This window comes from Vibrio coralliilyticus, assembly GCF_024449095.1.
In the GTDB taxonomy this organism is placed as follows: domain Bacteria; phylum Pseudomonadota; class Gammaproteobacteria; order Enterobacterales; family Vibrionaceae; genus Vibrio; species Vibrio coralliilyticus_A.
Genome location: NZ_CP024627.1, coordinates 277,527 through 296,982, shown reverse-complemented (window position 1 = coordinate 296,982; position 19,456 = coordinate 277,527). Strand labels below are relative to the sequence as shown.

8 protein-coding genes are annotated in these 19,456 nt (G+C 46.1%); 3 read left to right on the top strand and 5 right to left on the bottom strand.

Annotation, left to right across the window (positions count from 1 at the left end; translation table 11 throughout):
- Positions 1-5 precede the first annotated feature (5 nt).
- Together CTT30_RS01325 and CTT30_RS01320 are read right to left on the bottom strand one after the other, a co-directional pair.
- On the bottom strand, positions 6-7,109 hold the full coding sequence (locus tag CTT30_RS01325; RefSeq protein WP_252035848.1) for an RHS repeat-associated core domain-containing protein: 7,104 nt from the start codon (positions 7,107-7,109) through the stop codon (positions 6-8).
- Between the two features lie 82 nt (positions 7,110-7,191).
- Positions 7,192-7,557: a hypothetical protein gene (locus CTT30_RS01320; protein WP_252035847.1), complete on the bottom strand. Its 366-nt coding sequence runs from the start codon at positions 7,555-7,557 to the stop codon at positions 7,192-7,194.
- Between the two features lie 408 nt (positions 7,558-7,965).
- On the opposite strand from CTT30_RS01320, the gene CTT30_RS01315 reads away from it, so the two are divergent.
- Positions 7,966-8,343 carry a hypothetical protein gene (locus CTT30_RS01315; RefSeq protein WP_252035846.1) on the top strand — a complete coding sequence of 126 codons (378 nt, stop codon included), beginning with the start codon at positions 7,966-7,968 and terminating at the stop codon, positions 8,341-8,343.
- Positions 8,344-8,396: 53 nt separating this feature from the next.
- On the opposite strand, the gene CTT30_RS01310 is transcribed toward CTT30_RS01315, so the two are convergent.
- Positions 8,397-10,994, bottom strand: coding sequence for an ExeM/NucH family extracellular endonuclease (locus CTT30_RS01310; protein WP_252035845.1), 2,598 nt, complete (start codon positions 10,992-10,994; stop codon positions 8,397-8,399).
- A 348-nt stretch (positions 10,995-11,342) separates the two neighbouring features.
- Positions 11,343-11,855: an FxsA family protein gene (locus tag CTT30_RS01305; RefSeq protein WP_252035844.1), complete on the bottom strand. Its 513-nt coding sequence runs from the start codon at positions 11,853-11,855 to the stop codon at positions 11,343-11,345.
- A 319-nt stretch (positions 11,856-12,174) separates the two neighbouring features.
- Here CTT30_RS01305 and aspA point away from each other — a divergent pair, with 319 nt between their 5' ends.
- A complete protein-coding gene (gene aspA, locus CTT30_RS01300; protein ID WP_239866907.1) occupies positions 12,175-13,623 on the top strand; it encodes an aspartate ammonia-lyase in 1,449 nt (482 codons plus the stop codon).
- A gap of 171 nt (positions 13,624-13,794) precedes the next feature.
- Positions 13,795-15,102, top strand: coding sequence for an anaerobic C4-dicarboxylate transporter (locus CTT30_RS01295; protein ID WP_239866910.1), 1,308 nt, complete (start codon positions 13,795-13,797; stop codon positions 15,100-15,102).
- A gap of 93 nt (positions 15,103-15,195) precedes the next feature.
- Here the strand turns inward: CTT30_RS01295 and rpoC are convergent, their stop codons facing one another.
- Complete coding sequence (rpoC, locus tag CTT30_RS01290) at positions 15,196-19,401, bottom strand: DNA-directed RNA polymerase subunit beta' (RefSeq protein WP_252035843.1); 4,206 nt, start codon at positions 19,399-19,401, stop codon at positions 15,196-15,198.
- Between the last annotated feature and the right edge of the window lie 55 nt (positions 19,402-19,456).

Here is a 19,456-nt window from a genome sequence, read left to right as displayed (position 1 = left end):
CTCTCCTATAAATCAAAATCAATTGGCGTGTGATTTTCAGGGCTCTTACGTGTTACTGGCTCACCCACAGTATTTACCCTTTGGCCACTAGAGGTTTTAAGCTCAACATGAGGGCCTGCACTACCTGGCGCGCGTTGACTTCCACCTTTAATAGTTACCCGAGCAACTCCATTTTCATCAACCATTTTCACAGGACCGTTTGCCGTTTGGGAGGCTTTAAAACCTACCGATTCCGCTTTTGCCTTTATAACACTAGCCTTTGTTGAACCATCAGTCTCTATTATGTCTCCAACTTGCTTACCACGTCCTCCTTTTGCAACATCATCTGCTGGGCTCTTAAATACATTTTTTGCAGCCCTTACAATCCGAGGAGCGACTTTAGCACCTACTTTTACAGCGACTCTGCCAACAATCCCGATCCCTGTGACAGAAATAGCATCAACGGCTAATGACTTCGCTGCTTCTGTCCATTCGCCATTTAAAGCATGTTTAACCGTGTTGTAGCCAGGAATAAAATCTTTGACTACATCCCAAGTGTCGCCCCAACCCCAGCCATCGTCTTCTTCATCATCAGGGGTCTGAGAAAGATCTGGTTCAGTCGTTACCTCTGGCTTTTCTACAGGCTCTTCTTTGTTTTCAGGCTTAGCTTTATCGCCATCACTTCCACCTTTATTATCATTTCCATTATCTCTCTTGGTAGTTCGACCTGATATACCGTCATGATTGTTACCATCTGTACGACATTCACCAGTCGCACCGCTGCCGCTGCTATCCCTCCACCAGTAACCACTAGGATCCACGAATTTCAGGGGGTTATTCGACACATAAGAATAACGATTAAAACTGTTGGTAATGTATGGAGCCTGAACAAACGGGTCTGCACTAATAAACCTACCCAATTCCTGATCGTAGACACGACCATTCATATGTACTAATCCAACTTCGACGATCTCTTCATGGCCTGTGTAACCACGGTTGGTAATGGCTTGTTGCACTACATCGAGCGGGCCATCTTCACGCCATGCGACTTTACGCTGCTTACCCCAGGTGTCGTAACTGCGGCGCTCTACCACCACACCGTAGCCATCAGTGATCATATCGACTGAATTGAGTGCATCGTAGTGAAGGTAACGCGTTTGCTTGTCTTTAAGCTTGTTCTCACCATCACCAGTATGCGTATTGAGTGCGATCAGCTTACCGTCAGCGTAAATAAAGTGCTTATGCTGCACTATGCCTGTGTTGCTATCGGTGACACGCTCATAGCTTTTGCCGAAGTAGAAAGTCTCGATACCATCGCTATTTTTCTTCAGGTAGCGGTTGTGGTTGGCATCGTAGAAGAACTCTACCGTTTTACCATTACGCGTAATCTTAGTTGGCTTGTTAAACTCTGACCACTCCAACTCACGCTCGTTCTGCTGACTGCCATCCGCCCAAGCGCGCAGCATATTACCATTGGCATCGTACTGGTAGTTTAAGCCGTTGGCTTTGGTCACCGCATGCGGGCCAGCTTGCTGGTTGCTATATACGTAGTCACCAATACCGGTCTTAAACATCAGGTTGCCAAGTTTGTCGTATTGATAAACAAACGGACCAGCCAAGTCTGGGTTGTTTTCACCATGCTGAGTCTTACTCGCCAATGAAATACCATTACTGATCACGCGATCAATCCCGTCGTATTCCCATGTATCGGTAATACCGAGCTTCTCGTCATAACGATAGGTCACATTGTTGTGGTTATCGTAACGGTAATGAATAAAGCGAATATTGCGCCCGTTCGCCGTGCTCCCTGATAGTCGCGGATCAAACAGTACATTAGCCTTGTGGGTAGTGATGTAGCTTGGTCTACCCGTATTGGCATCATGGTTGTACGTGTTGACTAAGCCATTACCTAAGGTTTCCGATAAGGTATGGTCATACGCATCAGTTTCTCGGCGCTGCCAGTAGTAAACGTATGCCGGGTTATCGAGTGACTCCTCAAGCTGAGACTGAGTTAGGATCAGGTTAAGGTGGTCAGCTTGGCTCGACTGCTGCGTGTTAGCACAGTTAGTGCGCTGATCCGCTTGCAGCTGATTGCCCCCTAGCTGGTTAGCGTACTCACAATACAACCCACTTAGGTCAGCGACTTTCTCTGAAAGGTTAATCAGTTGGTTAGCCAAATCCGTGTAGAACTTGTAACGCGTACTCGCGATGGTCGCCGCTTGAGATAAGTCATCTGCGGCAAACAGTAACTCGGTGGTGGTCGTGCTATCAGCCTGAGCAATATAGATGTCTTTATTACTCATCAGATCTTTCTGACCGTTGCTGTCGTAGTCAGTCAGAATAAAATCGTGCGATGGGGTTAGAGCTTGTGAAGCAAACTCCGTAGCCGACACAGTATGCAGCGTTGCATTGTAGTTTCGAATGCCCACACTAGAGCTATTGGCTAATGAGGTAGATAAACGATAGATCGCCCCCTCTAACGTAATATCCAGCGGGATAGAAACATCATCATGCAATAGCACCCAAGTTGCCGGGCGCAAATAACATTCGCCTTGTGCATTACACCACTGTTTATAGCGGTAGCCATTGCCGAGCAGCGCCTGAGAAGAGCTGTCTAGGTTATGTACGTTGACGGTTTTACTGTTGTATTCCGCCGCTTTAGTGGTAAAGAAGCTCTCTTGAGTCGAATAACGCTCCGCTTTACTTAGGTATTCGGCCGCCTGAGCAATCGCTTGGTCTAGCAGCTGTTTGATATCTTCACGGAAACTAGCACTGGTAAAGGCTTTGTCTGCGTAGCTTTTCGGGCTACGTACCGCAGAAACATACCCATTCGGGTTATAAACGTATTCGACTGCCAGTCTATTGTCGTTATTCGCGCTAGTAAGTAACTTAGCCGCCCCAGCTAATGTAGTATCAACGCCGTTCGGGCGAACCTCTCGGGCAACGCGCTCGTACTTATCGTAGAAGTAGTAAGTACTGAACTTCTCGTTATTGACTTTAACCGCAACCTCTTCAGTTAAGCCCGCTTCGTTGTAGTAGTAATCGGTCTCGCTACCATTTCCTGCGAAGCCTGACAGCGTGCCTAGGGCACCGCGTTCATCGAAGCGCCAAGTAGAAACTTTACCGTCCTCAATCTGTTTTGTCTTACGACCCAAGCGGTCATATTCGATGGTAGTGACGGTGCCCTTCGCATCACGCTTATAGATCAATTCACCTGCCGCATTGTAGGTGTAAGACCACTTGCCCATATCTGGGTCATCTAGGTAGCTGCGGTGGCCTAGGTTGTCGTAACGGATCTGAGTGATGTTGCCTGCCGAGTCGGTACTTGCTTTAAGTTTGCCATCTGGGTAGTACTGGTAGATTTGGTATGCGCCATGCGGTTCATCTTTACGCAAGATATGGCCCATCACGTTAGTCACTGTGCTGTGACTAAAGCCACGCGCATCTTTGACACTGGTTTTGTAACCATCATAAGTGGTGACAAAGATCGCTATACCGCCACCATTGGCTGGCTCTTGTTTTTTGATCTCGCGGTTTAACGCATCATAATTAAAAGTAACTACAGGGGCAGTTGCTTTGGTGCCAACAAACTGTGGACGTGTCACACTCAGTTTTCGACCATTGCGATCCCAGCGAGTATCGACTACGACTAACTGACCGCTAAAGCCAGTGTGCAGTTTACGAATCTCTCGGCCTGCATAGTCGAAGTGCGTCGTCACCTGACCGCCAGAAGCAGGTTTGGTTGTCACACAACTTACCGTTTGACTGATTGCATGAGAGCCACACTGAGCACCCAACTGGTATTGAGTGAGATTGGTATTCCCCGTTCCCGGTAAAGTTTCACTGGTGACACGGCCAAAGGAATCGTAAGCGAAACTACTGGTACGACCTTTGAGTGCACTGACTGATTTAGTCAGCATGCCTCGCGCATTAAATTGAGTCGAAGAACGATGGCCCAGAGCATTCGCTGACGAAGTAACGTATAAACCTTGGCTATCATAAAGAGTGGTCGAAGTGCGCGCAGCAAGATCTGTCCCTTCTACGCTTTGTGAAACCACATTGCCCCACTGATCATAGCTATAACGGTTAGTTACGCTCTTGCCGCCAGAGGCAATATCACTACTTGACTCGTAATCAGAGCTATTTACTGTGCTAGAGGTTAAGAAACCATTGTCATCATAGCTATAAGTGTTGCTGATAGCGCGTTTTAGGTTGGTGATATTATCCGCTAAGGTAGAGGTTGAGTTGGCAACCGTACCAATTTTCCAGAAGCTATCCCCCGTCTCGGTGACTAATTCAGTACGGGTTGTTTTTGAGGTGGTGAACTCCATTTTTCCATCACCATCAAAATCACCAATAGCGTAGCTGCCACAAGATTGCGGGTTGGCTGCGGTAAAATCTGCTGCCGAAGCATTAACTAACTTACCAGTGTAAACGGTTAGTCCATCTAGGTCGGTGCTTGAGCCCGTGACCTGATATTTAAAGTAAGCGTTATAACGTTGAAGAACGAGGGGAATATCGACATCACTATGGATAAGCACAATATGGTCATTGGCTTTAAAGTACACTTCACCATTCGCACCGCAGTAACGACCAAGCCCTGCTTTAAAGGAACTCAGCAACGTTGAAAGGTTATCAATATTGCTTACGGTTGAGATATCGTAGATATGGTGATTGTTGTTCAGCCCGGTTGATAGATATTCAAACTTGCTGGTACTTGTGAACTGGCCAGCTCCTTCAATATCACTTGAGACAACAGAGGTTTCATCAAGCAAGTTACCGAAACGGTCCATCACACGTGTAATGGTCTCTTTTCTTTCCACTACCTCGCTATTGCCTAAACCATATTTATTTTTGACGACCTGCTCTGCATACACTTGATAGTATTTGGCGTTGTAGCCTTGACGAGTATGCTGCTTGTACTGGTAGCTGATCTCAGAAACTTTTTTACCGTCTTTAGAGACTTCTACTGTCAGTGGCTTACCAGTAATTGCTAGCTTGTCTTGTTCAAATGTCGTTTTGGTTACCGTAACAACATCAGCCGATTCCGTTTCTGTGATGGTTTTAAAGCCTAAGAAACCACCACCTTTGAGGTGCGTTTTTGCCCCTGCATATTTATAGCTATAGCTAGTTGCGCCATAGCCTTTCGGTGATTTAGTCACATTCGCCACTAGATAGCGCCTTGGTGTGACGACTTTATACGGATACGAGCTAGAGGCTCCAGTAGTGGTATAAATGCTATTTTCCACCGCGGCTTTATAGCTCACCGAATAGTCAACACCTACTTCAGAAAAGCGTGTGATCTTATCTTGTACATGTTTCGATGATTGGCGGATATGTGCTTTAACATTATCGCCATCGGCACGTGTGAGTACATCAGCCCAACCGTCACCATTAACATCTTGTACTGAATATATTTTCGCTCCAGCATCAAGAAACACACCAGTAGCAAACTGATTATTTTTAGTATTTTGGTAGAAGTTACGACCGTAACCTAGCTCTGGATAACCGTCATTGTTCAGATCAGAAAAATAGACCCCATCTTCATGCGAGACACTATGGCTATTGATTGGAGACGGGGAGCCATAAGATTTACCGTTAAATAGATGGACATAAAGCAGCCCAGTTGAGGTAGGTGAGCCCATTACAGCATCTAGGTAGCCGTCATTATTGATATCAGTAAACGACTTTAATACACGCCCACCATGAGAGGGCAGCGTTTGCCAACCTGAACCTGTAATTTGATAACGATAACCACCATTAGGAATATCAAACTTGTGCAGGTCATCAAGCCCATCACCGTTGATATCAACGGTAGAATAACCTTTTTGGTAGGTTTCAATGCCGTCGCCATTAAAATCGCCGTAGTTGACACCATTAGAGCCATATTTGCAGCTATCACCAGAGCAAGCCGTAAACTGACAATAGTAGCCAAATTGTCCATTACCCTTGTTATATGAACTTGCCGCATTCACATTACACTGATTCAATGCTACTGAAGGCGCTGTGACACTGCCATTTAAACTAAATGACTTCACGTTAGCGTGTGTTGTGCCATTCAACCCTTTAACCGACATAGTGCCATTAGTACTACGACTTAACTCACCGTAAGCGGTTCCCTTACCATCACCATTGGTATCGTAATATCTTGGGCTATTGAAGCCAGTGTTTGATGCACCGCCTAGCCCCGGGTCTCTGCGTCCAGCCCAAGTAAAGCTAATATCCGTCGAACACTGACCATTGGCACAATAATTAATCTTAGTTAGCTGGCTTCGAGCGGTATAAGAGGACTTCTGATAAGTCAGGCCATAGGTACCAATTTTATTTCCGGTACTGTCAAAGGTCTCAACCTGCTTTAAACGCTCGTTTCTGTTGAGTAGTTTTCCGCCAAGGAATTGCGAGGTACTGTCTGGGCGAGTCTCATAAACCAGATTGACTTTACCGCCAACGTAGTTAACTTGTGCCAGTTTATGCTTCCCGGCGCTATTTTCTTCGCTGTATACAAATTGAATATGGTTAGCCTTGCTGGCATCAGTGATTTTATTTAGCGACCACTTGTATACATCCGCCAGTTTTGGGAGCTCTACACGTGAATCTTCACTAACACCATATTCATAAACAGAGCCATCTTTGTACCAAACTTTAAAGCTAGCCGGACCATTGCCCGCTCGGCCAAAGGAAACAATCTTGGCATAGCCGTTGTTTTCAACGCGATATTCGGTCAGATTCTCACCATCGCGGCCTGAAATGGCGACTAGCCTTTGACCATCAAGGCAGTAGCGGTCATTGGCATCAAAATTAACGCCGCCCCAACGACCATCTTTTTCAAGGTTTTTTCCACAACGAGAAATTGATGATAATCCACCTAAGCTCCACCCCATGCCTAGAATGCCGTTTGGCGAATCACTGCGGTACTCAAGACTCAATGAAGGTTGATGGCCTGCACGACCTGGTGCAACCGAGATAGGCAAAGAATAGCTCGCCTGACCACCAGATACCAAGAAGTCGCCTGACAACTGAATACTTTTTTCAGCATCAGCAGTTAACGATAATGCTGGCTGAGAAAATAACGCCAAGAGTAGCGAGGAAGAAAATAGTGCAAAGGAATGCGTGAAACGGGTTGATTTCATATTAGCCACTGCTGTTTTCATTCTGAATTTGGAATATCAGCGCCCCAAGCATTATGTTCAGGCACTGTTTAAATCGTTATTTTTATTGACTGAGCGATTGCAACTTTTTTAAACGTTGCTTTAAATTTTCTAGCTCAGGCGGTGAGGGGTATTCCTCACTAATATTTTTTTGTGAGAACTCGGCAAGTTCTCCACTTAATAAAGGTAAATCCACCCTTTCCGCTTCAATCAAACCATGGGCAATGGTTTGCTGAAGCTGAATCACCGGTGAAGGGAAATTGGCATCTTGACTCAATGTTATTTTTGGCAATGCATTACTACTCTTGTCACTCAGAGCAGGTACTTCATCCGTGATTGATTGAGGTGAAGGTTTGAAGAAAGTCACATATAGGGCGCCAGCGATAGAAGCGAACAAAGCCACAACTAGGACATAGTGCTTTTTAGTCATATGAATTAAATCTCAGCTTTTAACGCAGAAACTAGGTGCGCCTACGCTTTTCGTCGTCGGACTAATGATAGATATGAAGTATAAATGAAAAACGATAATAATTAATACTTATATAAATTCAAAATATAATTTAATGGCTATGAGATGAATCACAATAAAAATCAGTAAATAGTACTTTGGTTTCAGTTAGTTAAATAAGTAAAAACGAATATAAGAATCGGATAAGGGCAAGGAAAATTTGGTCGCTTAAGCCTCCATTAACTCAAGTCGTACCTGAAAGACTAAATACACTCTAATTCACACTTTTTTGTCTCTATAAAATTATCACTACACATTGATGATAGTTATAAATAAAATCCACTCTTCCTTAAGAATTTGTCCTTAATTTCATATCAACCGAGAACAATAATGAAACTAAAACACATCGCAGTGACGAGCCTTTCAGCGTTAGTTTTGAGCGCTTGCCAAACTACGAATATTGAAGATTTACAACCAACAGCTAGCCAAGAAACTATTGATACCGCTAAAGAGCATCTGAGCGACGTCAAAGGATTGAAGGTGATGGACAATGGTGTGATCTATTACGTTAGAACCTTACCTGGCAGCTCTCGCTGGCAAACGTCTCATATCAATGAAATTAGCTACAGAGTCTCTTGTGAAAACCTGCGCTGGTATATTGAGCGCGGTATGATTGTGCGTATGCACCACAGAGGTAGTGGCGGATCGACACAAGACTACGACCTAACACGTTGTGAGACCGAAGTTCCAACGGATTTATACGAATAAAAAAACCGCCACTGAATGTGGCGGTTTTTACTTGGTCTCTGTAAAAGAGTGGCTTATTTACGACGACGCCACAGTGCTAAGCCAAACAATGACATTAGTGCACCAAAACCGAACGAACCAGCCATGTTCAATTCTAGGACTGCTGGATCGTGGTCAGAAGAGCGGAAGTGATCGTTGTACTTCGGCAAGTCACCTTTGTACTCATCGTTGTAATCAAATAGCGTCGATTCGCCGCCATTGATATGCCAGTCTGTGGCATCCACGAAATGCTTCTTCAGGCTTGGGCTGATTAGTAGGTGGTCTAACGCGCCCACTTCATCATTGTACGAGTAGCTCCAGCTATTTGGGTGCTTCATCGCAACAGCATTAATGTAGTTGTATCCTTCAGTAATCACCGCACCGTTATCACCAAACTGCTCTGTGTCACCAATAAAGGTATTACGTGCCGCTTTGATCTGCTTACCGTATTTCTCTTCACTGTAATCGGTCAGAACCAGCATCGGATCTTCCATACCGTAAGAGTTCAAGTCACCAAGAATCACTTTATGACCTTTTATGTCTTTCAGCGCGTCGCCCAGTGCAACCGCCGCTGCAACACGGAAGTTTTCACAAGAACCTTGCTGATCAGCATCTACACCGCCCTGACCACCTTGGTCAACGGGTGCTGCGTCTTCCCAACATTTAGAACCTTTCGATTTGAAGTGGTTAATCGCAACTGTGATCTTCTCATTAGTGCCTTTGATCTTGAACGTTGGCGCTAGAGAGTTACGCTGATAATTCTTACCATCTTCGATCACTTTACCGTCGTCATCTAGTACTTCAGGTGCTTGCTGACTTGGCATCTCGATAACGCGTACTTCTTTCAGCTTCGCCACTTTAGAACGGTAAATAACGCCTGTTGTGATAACGTCAGTACCAATTGAGTCGTTCTCATCCGTCACTTTATCGCCATTGCTGTCAACGGCAACGAAGTCGTAACGGTCTTTCTTCTTATCGATACGCTGGTTTAGCTGCTCAACAAGCTGGCGAATAGCACCACTGTCACCAAAGCCATTGTTTTCGATTTCCATCAAACCAATGATATCAGCGTCAAGGCGTAGAATTGCGTTAACAATTTTCGCCTGCTGAACTTCAAACTCTTCAAAGCTGTTGGCACCACGGTTGTCGCCGTGCTGGTTAGCGTCACCACCAAATGGGGAATTGAAGTAGTTGAGTACGTTGAATGTCGCGATACGCAGATCGCCTTCTTCCATATCGATGCCTTCAGTACGAGGATCGTTACGTACGAAGTTGTCGTTAGTTAGCGTGTTGGTGGCAATCAGACGGTAATCACCGTAGCTGTAGCTTAGAACCCCTTCTAATCCAACGATGGTATCATCGATGCGGATGTAATCTTCTGTTGAGCCATTCTGGTCCGCGTCAGTGCGGCCGAAATCTGGGTAGTAAGGAACCGTGCCATCCGCGGCCTTGGCATCAGACTCAATGAACAGGCGACGCTGTGCGTTTTCAGTGCTCTGCTGTTTCGCTTCGTCAGAACCTGCAGCAAAGTTCTGGTTAGGGTGCATATTGATACGGCCTTGAGCAACCACCATGTTATTACGACGCGATGCGTAATCGTAACCAAAGGTGCGAGTCACGCGCATATCCAACGCTTCAGTCGTCTTAACCAGCATGCCTTCATAGCGCTCTAACGTCTGATCGAAGTTAGCGTCATCCGCCATCACTTCAACTGCCGTCGCTGATGGGGCTGCTTGCTCGCCTTGTTTCACCCAGTTGTTGTTTTCGGCTTTCAGTTGCGTCAGATTGTAGTATTCCTGAACCTTACCTTTGACACACACTACATCGCCAGGCTGAAGATCAGAACTTGATTGGTTAGTGTGGACGAATAAACCTTCCGATGTTTTCGGGTTGTAATCATCTTCTAGTGCTTGTAGATAGAAGCCCTTTGTTAGGCCTGTGGTCACTGCACTAACCACACCTTTGACGAAGAAATCTTCATCTGTGATGTATGGATAGCCATTGATGAATGGGGACGTATCACCTTCACCTTGAATTTCTTGAATCGATGTAAAGACAGGCTCAGCACCATCTTGAGTACAAGCGAACGGCTCTGGTGTCTCACCGCCATCCAGTACTCCTAAACCTTCGATACTGTCTTTTGCCAGCGATGACCATTGAGAAGCGTCATAAGTAGAAGAAGGCGTCATCGCATCAACATTACGTACTAGAGTGACATCCTTTGCGAAATCTGAGCCGCCCATGTTACCCAAGATGTCATGTACGTTGCCGTCTTTCAGTAGCGCAATCGGATCATTACCGTTAAATCCGATCACTGAACCATTTAGGATATCGCTTACTGCTTTGATTTCATCACTTGAACTTGTGTGTGCAACAACCAGAACGCTTTGTGCTTCCAGTACACGGCCACCTAGAGCCAGTTTGCTGCCCCACTCACCGCCGCCGTTGGTCGATTTCGCTAGCTCATAGCCATCCAGCGTCACTGCTGAATCACCAGTGTTGGCAATCTCAATAGCTTTATTGTTACTGCTACCTTCAACGTACTGAGAAATTACGATATCCGCCATTGCTGGAGCGGAGAGAGCACTTGCGACCACTGCTGCAAGTAAGGTTGGGGTTAGTTTTTGTTTCATTCTGTCCACCTTGCATCGCTTTCCGTGTTGTATAGGGTTGAGAAAGCGTGTTCCAAATCACCTTTTCTATTGAGAAAAGACTTATAAAGCACGACAAGTGTTTATCTTTTTCATGAAACTAAAAACAACATTCAGTGACAGTGAGATTTCGATCTCATAGATATGCTGAATATTTGAAGAGACTTCAAAGTTTAAACATAAGGTGAAACGTTTGTTGAACAAATGAGAATAGATCGCTGATTTAGTTTAGCTTTTGCTTATAAATAGAATTAAAGCTCTAGAGGCAAATACAAATAAAGGCGCTGTGACTGCGCCTTTATTTATCAGGTGTTCGCGAGGTTTTGTCCGTTAATTGAGGCGATTATTATCGTCTCCATCCTTACGCTCATATTCCCCTTCAAACGTATTACCGTCTTTAGGTTGGTGATTAAACGGGTCTTGATCAAAAGGGCCTTGTTGGAAGTTTCCAGAACCGAAGCCGCCTTGAAAACCACCACCGACAGACTGCACCGTCATCTTACTCATAAGGTATCTTGCCATCGCAGCGCGTGGTGCCGGTAATAGCACCAACATGCCAAGCGCATCGGTCATAAAGCCCGGTGTCAGCAGTAGTACCCCTGAGACCGCTAGCATCACGCCTTCAAGAATTTGCTGAGCAGGCAGCTCGCCTTGCTGCAAGCGGTTTTGCACTGACATCAAGGTCTGCAAACCTTGGCTGCGTACCAAAGACGCACCGGCAAACGCGGTGATCAGTACCAGTGCGATCGTCGGCCACAATCCTAAGTAACCGCCGACCGAAATAAACAGGCCTATTTCAATAATAGGAACGAAAATAAACATCAATAATAAGATAGGAAACACACGCCCTCCTTTGTTAGGCCCAGTGTAAGCCCAAAGCTGATTCAAGCTCAAATTAAAGCTGTAAAAAAGAGTGATAGAAACCCCAACAAACCACTACTACTTTGTAGTTATTAATACCCTGTTCATATCTTGCAAAAGTTTAACTAAACAAAAGCAAAAAAGGTGATCAAGCTACTATTTTTATCTGCTGGGTACAGTATTATGAGCCCCATAAGTCAGGACGGATTTTACAGCCAAAAATTCTGACGAAAGGATTCTTACACTGCAGAATGGCTAGCATTTTACTTTATCATCAGAATAATTATCTAAGGATCCTGTGATGGCTACCCTAACTGATACTCCTAGCACTACCGCTGCCACTCGTATCGAAGAAGACCTACTTGGCGAACGCCACGTTCCTGCCGATGCTTACTACGGCATCCACACACTACGTGCTATCGAAAACTTCAACATCTCTAATGTCACGATTTCAGATGTCCCTGAATTTGTCCGTGGCATGGTGATGACCAAGAAAGCCGCGGCGTTAGCAAACAAAGAGCTAGGCGTTATTCCTAAAGATGTCGCGAAATACGTAGTCGAAGCGTGTGATTTGATCCTTGAAACAGGTAAGTGCATGGATCAATTCCCTTCAGACGTCTTCCAAGGCGGTGCTGGCACATCAGTCAACATGAATACTAACGAAGTGATCGCCAACGTCGCACTTGAGCTGATGGGCAAGGAAAAAGGTCAGTACGAATTCATTAACCCAAATGACCATGTTAATAAGAGCCAGTCGACCAACTGTGCTTACCCAACGGGTTTCCGTATCGCCGTTTACAATAGCGTTCACACTCTGATTGAAGCGATTGAATACCTGAAAGGTGCGTTTGAACTTAAAAGCCAAGAGTTCAAAGACGTGCTTAAAATGGGTCGTACTCAGCTTCAAGACGCGGTACCAATGACAGTTGGCCAAGAATTCCACGCATGGGCGGTGACTCTGAATGAAGAAATCCGTGCCCTTGAGTACACTTCAAAACTACTGCTAGAAATCAACTTAGGTGCCACTGCGATCGGGACTGGTTTGAACGCAGCTGAAGGCTATCAGAAACTGGCAGTGAAACACTTAGCTGACGTGACAGGCCTAGATGTAGTCCCAGCAGAAGATCTGATTGAAGCGACATCAGACTGTGGTGCTTATGTAATGACACATGGTGCACTGAAGCGTTTGGCGGTTAAATTGTCTAAGATCTGTAATGATTTGCGTCTGCTTTCTTCTGGTCCACGTGCCGGACTCAACGAACTTAACCTGCCAGAGCTACAAGCAGGCTCTTCTATAATGCCAGCTAAGGTTAACCCTGTGGTACCAGAAGTGGTCAACCAAGTCTGTTTCAAGGTACTGGGTAATGACAACACTATCTCATTTGCCGCAGAAGGTGGTCAGCTACAGCTAAACGTGATGGAACCTGTCATCGCGCAAAGCATGTTCGAGTCCATTTCTCTGCTGTCTAACGCATGTGTCAACCTGCGTGATAAATGTATCGATGGCATCACGGTCAACAAAGAGATCTGTGAAGGCTACGTTTACAACTCAATCGGTATCGTAACTTACCTGAACCCATACATTGGCCACCACGAAGGTGACATCGTCGGTAAGATTTGTGCAGAAACGGGTAAAAGCGTTCGTGAAGTAGTGCTGGAGCGTGGCTTACTGACCGAAGAAGAGTTGGACGATATCTTGAACGTGGAAAACTTTATGCATCCTAAGTATAAAGCGAAACGCTACGAATAAGATTGCTACCAAGGAGGGCCCAATAGGGCCCTTTTTTAGGCACCAATACGGTTAACCACAGTTTTATAAGGGTTAATGCCTATCCAATGGGTCCCTCCTTCAATTATCTAAACGTTTAGGCACTGAGTGTTCAGATAATCGAATTTAAGTTAACAATATGAGGTAATTATCATGGTAGCGGTCGAACTATTAGTCGTTCTGCTCTTTATCTTTTTAGGAGCCAGAATAGGTGGGATTGGCATTGGCTTTGCGGGTGGTGCAGGCGTTATCGCATTGTCATTAATTCTTGGCGTACCGACCAGTCAGGCCTACATTCCTGTGGATGTAATTCTGATCATCATGTCGGTCATCACAGCGATTGCCGCGATGCAGGTCGCCGGTGGTATGGATTGGTTAGTACAACTGGCAGAAAACTTCTTGCGCAAAAACCCAGAGCGCATCACCTTTTATGCGCCTATCGTCACTTTCCTTATGACATTAATGGCAGGTACGGGTCACACCGCATTTTCAACGCTGCCTGTTATTGCGGAAGTCGCAAAAGGTCAAGGGGTGCGTCCATCTCGTCCTCTCTCTATTGCTGTGGTCGCATCGCAAATCGCGATTACCGCTTCCCCAATCTCAGCAGCCGTCGTGGCATTCGCTGCGATGCTGGCACCAATGGGGGTTGATTACCTGACACTACTTGCGGTGTGCATCCCAACCACCTTCATTGCTTGTATGATTGGCGCCTTTGTCGCTAACTTTATGGGCAGTGAATTAAAAGATGACCCGATTTATCAGGAGCGCTTGGAGAAAGGTCTGATCAAACTCGCAACGGAAAAGCAGCGTGACATTCTTCCAACAGCGAAAACAGCCACATATATCTTCCTTGCAGCAATTGGTTTCGTGGTTTGCTACGCGGCGGCCATCTCTAAATCCGTAGGCCTGATTGTTGATCCAGCACTTGGCCGTAATGAAGCCATCATGACAGTGATGCTGGCCGCAGCAGCAGCGATCGTTTTATTTACAAAGATTGATGCAGCAAAAATTCCTAACGCCTCAACGTTCCGTTCTGGAATGACCGCTTGTGTGTGTGTTCTAGGTGTGGCTTGGTTAGGTTCAACCTTCGTCAACGCGCATGTGGATGGCATTAAAGAAGTGGCAGGTGCGCTGCTGTCTGATTACCCATGGCTACTGGCGATGGTACTGTTCTTTGCTTCTATGCTGCTTTACTCGCAAGGAGCAACCACAGTGGCTCTGATGCCAGCAGCACTTGCAATCGGTGTCGCTCCGCTCACAGCAGTGGCTTCTTTCGCCGCAGTAAGCGCACTATTCGTTCTACCGACTTACCCAACTCTGCTTGCCGCAGTGGAAATGGATGACACAGGTTCAACTCGCATCGGTAGCTATGTCTTTAACCACCCATTCTTCATTCCGGGTGTGGTGACCATTGCTTCAGCGGTTGGATTAGGTTTCACTTTCGGTGGTTTACTGATCTAACCAAAGGGAAGAACGAACCTCCCGACATATTCAAAAGAATAAAAAAATCCCCAAGCTAGGCTTGGGGATTTTTATTATCTTCTTAGTTCGCGATTACTCGTCAGCAGAGAAACCTGCGTTTAGCAATGCTGCAAGATTGTCAGTGGCTTGCTCTGCTGAAGGACCTTCTTGTTCTTCAGTGCGCTTAGCTTGACGATCTTGGTGGTAAGCGAAACCTGTACCTGCTGGAATTAGACGACCAACAATGACGTTTTCTTTCAGACCACGTAGCTCATCACGTTTACCAGAAACAGCTGCTTCTGTTAGTACGCGAGTTGTCTCCTGGAACGATGCCGCAGAGATGAACGATTCAGTCGCTAGAGATGCCTTAGTAATACCAAGTAGCTCACGCTCGAAACGTACTAACTCTTTGCCTTCAGCTTCTAGCTGACGGTTAGCAATCTTAACGTTCGCGTATTCAACCTGTTCACCAACTAGGAACTCTGTAGAGTCACCTGCGTGAGTGATTGTACACTTACGTAGCATCTGACGAACGATAGTCTCAATGTGCTTATCGTTAATCTTAACGCCTTGCAGACGGTATACTTCTTGAACTTCGTTCGCGATGTACTGAGTCACAGCGTGGATACCACGTAGACGTAGAATGTCATGTGGAGACTCTGGACCATCTGCGATCACGTCACCACGTTCAACTTTCTCGCCTTCGAATACGTTAAGCTGACGATGCTTAGGAATCATCTCTTCGTAAGCGTCACCGCCTTCACGAGTGATTACTAGACGACGCTTACCTTTCGTTTCTTTACCAAAGCTCACAGTACCTGTGTGCTCAGCAAGGATCGCAGGCTCTTTAGGCTTACGAGCTTCGAATAGGTCAGCTACGCGTGGTAGACCACCGGTGATATCTTTGTTACCGCCAGATTTCTGAGGGATACGAGATAGCGTATCACCCACGCCTACTTCTGCGCCATCTTCGATGTTTACAATCGCTTTACCAGGTAAGAAGTAGTGAGCTGGCATATCTGTACCAGGGATCATTACGTCGTTACCTTGCTCATCAACAAGTTTGATAGCTGGACGCATATCTTTACCTGCTGCTGGGCGAGCGGCAGCTTCTGTAACTTCGCTTGAAGATAGACCCGTTAGATCATCGGTTTGACGAGAAACTGTCACACCATCGATCATGTCTACAAACTGGATGCGACCTGCCACTTCAGTAATGATTGGCATGGTATGCGCTTCCCAGTTCGCTACTGTTTCACCAGCTTCAACGGCATCGTTGTCGCCTTTAGAAAGTAGAGAGCCGTATGGCAGTTTGTGCTTCTCTTTAGTACGGCCAAATTCGTCAATGATGGTTAGCTCTGATGCACGAGAAGTGATCACTAGCTTGCCATCTTTGTTTGTAACGAATTTCGCGTTATGAAGCTTAACCGTACCTGTAGTCTTAGCTTGGATGCTGTTCTCTGCAGCTGCAGTCGATGCTGCACCACCGATGTGGAACGTACGCATTGTAAGCTGTGTACCTGGTTCACCGATAGACTGAGCAGCAATAACGCCGACAGCTTCACCTTGGTTCACTAGGTGACCACGTGCTAGATCACGGCCGTAACACTGTGCACAACAACCGAAGTCCGCATCACAAGTAACTACAGAGCGCACTTTCATGCGGTCAACTGAGTTCTCTTCCATGATCTGACACCACTTCTCATCAATTAGAGTGTTACGTGGGATCAGAACATCGTCCGTACCTGGCTTCAGTACGTCTTCTGCAACAACACGGCCTAGAGCAAGCTCAGAAAGCGCAACTTTAACGTCACCACCTTCAATGTGCGGCATCATGTCGATACCTTCGTGCGTGCCACAGTCATGCTCGTGTACAACAACGTCTTGAGCAACGTCTACTAGACGACGAGTTAGGTAACCCGAGTTCGCTGTTTTCAGTGCCGTATCCGCAAGACCCTTACGAGCACCGTGCGTTGAGATAAAGTACTGAAGTACGTTTAGACCTTCTTTAAAGTTCGCTGTGATCGGCGTTTCGATGATTGAACCATCTGGACGCGCCATCAGACCACGCATACCTGCAAGCTGACGAATCTGAGCTGCAGAACCACGTGCGCCCGAGTCAGCCATCATGTAGATGCTGTTGAACGATTCTTGTTGCTCGTCTTCACCTTCACGGTTCACTACCGTTTCAGATGAAAGGTTTTCCATCATCAACTTCGCGACACGATCGTTGGTTGAAGCCCAAATATCGATCACTTTGTTGTAGCGCTCACCCGCAGTTACAAGACCAGATTGGTACTGTTCTTGAATTTCGCGAACTTCTGCTTCTGCTTCTTCGATCTCAGTGTATTTCGCATCTGGCACAACCATGTCGTCGATACCAACCGATACACCAGAAAGTGCTGCATAAGCAAAACCTGTGTACATGATTTGGTCAGCGAAGATAACCGTATCTTTCAGACCTAGCTTACGGTAAGCCTCGTTAAGTAGGTGAGAGATTTGCTTCTTACCTAGCTTCTGGTTAACGATGCTGAACGGAAGACCAGATGGCACGATTTGCCATAGCATTGCACGACCGATAGTAGTATCAACTAGCTTAGTCTTTGTAGTGCTGTTGCCATCTTCATCTTTCACTGTCTCAGTGATACGAACTTTAACGCGAGCGTGTAGCTCTGCAGACTTAGTACGGTATGCTTTCTCAGCTTCAGCTGGGCTAGCAAGGTACATACCTTCGCCTTTGACGTTGATCTTGTCACGAGTCATGTAGTAAAGACCCAATACAACGTCCTGCGAAGGTACGATGATCGGATCACCTGACGCTGGCGACAGAATGTTGTTTGTCGACATCATCAGAGTACGAGCTTCAAGCTGTGCTTCTAGAGTTAGAGGCACGTGAACCGCCATTTGGTCACCATCGAAGTCCGCGTTGTACGCCGCACACACAAGTGGGTGTAGCTGAATCGCTTTACCTTCGATCAGTACAGGTTCGAACGCCTGGATACCTAGACGGTGAAGTGTAGGGGCACGGTTCAATAGTACAGGGTGTTCACGGATTACTTCGTCTAGGATATCCCAAACGACCGCTTCTTCACGCTCTACCATCTTCTTAGCCGCTTTGATTGTCGTTGCTAGGCCACGAGTCTCAAGCTTGCTGTAGATAAATGGTTTGAATAGCTCAAGTGCCATCTTCTTAGGAAGACCACACTGGTGCAGACGAAGGTATGGACCTACTGTGATTACAGAACGACCAGAGTAGTCTACACGTTTACCTAGAAGGTTCTGACGGAAACGACCTTGTTTACCCTTGATCATATCAGCAAGAGATTTCAGAGGACGCTTGTTCGAACCTGTGATCGCGCGACCGCGACGACCGTTGTCTAGTAGCGCATCAACAGACTCTTGCAACATACGTTTTTCGTTACGTACGATGATGTCCGGAGCAGCAAGCTCTAGTAGACGCTTCAAACGGTTGTTACGGTTGATTACGCGACGGTATAGATCGTTCAGATCAGAAGTCGCGAAGCGACCGCCATCTAGTGGTACTAGAGGACGTAGATCTGGCGGAAGTACCGGAAGCACAGTTAGGATCATCCACTCTGGGTTGTTACCAGATTGAACGAACGCTTCAACTAGCTTCAGACGCTTAGTGATCTTCTTACGCTTAGTCTCTGAGTTAGTAGACTGAAGCTCTTCACGCATTTCTTCGATTTCAGCAGGCAGATCCATAGACGCAAGTAGGTCTTTGATCGCTTCTGCCCCCATCTTAGCCGTGAATTCATCGCCCCACTCTTCTAGACGATCCAGATACTCTTCTTCAGTCAGCATCTGAGATTTTTCTAGATCCGTCATACCTGGTTCAGTTACTACGTACATTTCGAAGTAGAGAACACGTTCGATATCACGTAGAGGGATATCCATTAGTAGACCGATACGAGACGGTAGCGATTTTAGGAACCAGATGTGAGCAACTGGTGAAGCAAGCTCGATGTGGCCCATACGGTCACGACGAACTTTAGTTTGTGTAACTTCAACGCCACACTTCTCACAAATAACACCACGGTGTTTCAGACGCTTATATTTGCCACAAAGACATTCGTAGTCTTTAACTGGACCAAAGATACGCGCACAGAACAGACCATCACGTTCAGGTTTGAACGTACGATAGTTGATCGTTTCAGGTTTTTTAACTTCACCGAAAGACCATGAACGGATCATGTCCGGTGAAGATAGACCGATTTTGATTGCATCAAATTCTTCGGTCTTATGCTGTGCTTTTAGAAAGTTTAATAAGTCTTTCACAATCAGCTCCTGTAAGGAGTTAAAAGGAGCCCACCCGCAAAACTAGGTGAGCACC

What these genes read in the sequence shown, in the direction of transcription:
- aspA (WP_239866907.1), top strand. Translation starts at nt 12,175, where the DNA reads ATGGCTACCCTAACTGATACTCCTAGCACTACCGCTGCCACTCGTATC.
- CTT30_RS01315 (WP_252035846.1), top strand. Translation starts at nt 7,966, where the DNA reads ATGAAACTAAAACACATCGCAGTGACGAGCCTTTCAGCGTTAGTTTTG.
- CTT30_RS01325 (WP_252035848.1), bottom strand. Translation starts at nt 7,109, where the DNA reads ATGAAATCAACCCGTTTCACGCATTCCTTTGCACTATTTTCTTCCTCG.
- CTT30_RS01320 (WP_252035847.1), bottom strand. Translation starts at nt 7,557, where the DNA reads ATGACTAAAAAGCACTATGTCCTAGTTGTGGCTTTGTTCGCTTCTATC.
- CTT30_RS01310 (WP_252035845.1), bottom strand. Translation starts at nt 10,994, where the DNA reads ATGAAACAAAAACTAACCCCAACCTTACTTGCAGCAGTGGTCGCAAGT.
- CTT30_RS01295 (WP_239866910.1), top strand. Translation starts at nt 13,795, where the DNA reads ATGGTAGCGGTCGAACTATTAGTCGTTCTGCTCTTTATCTTTTTAGGA.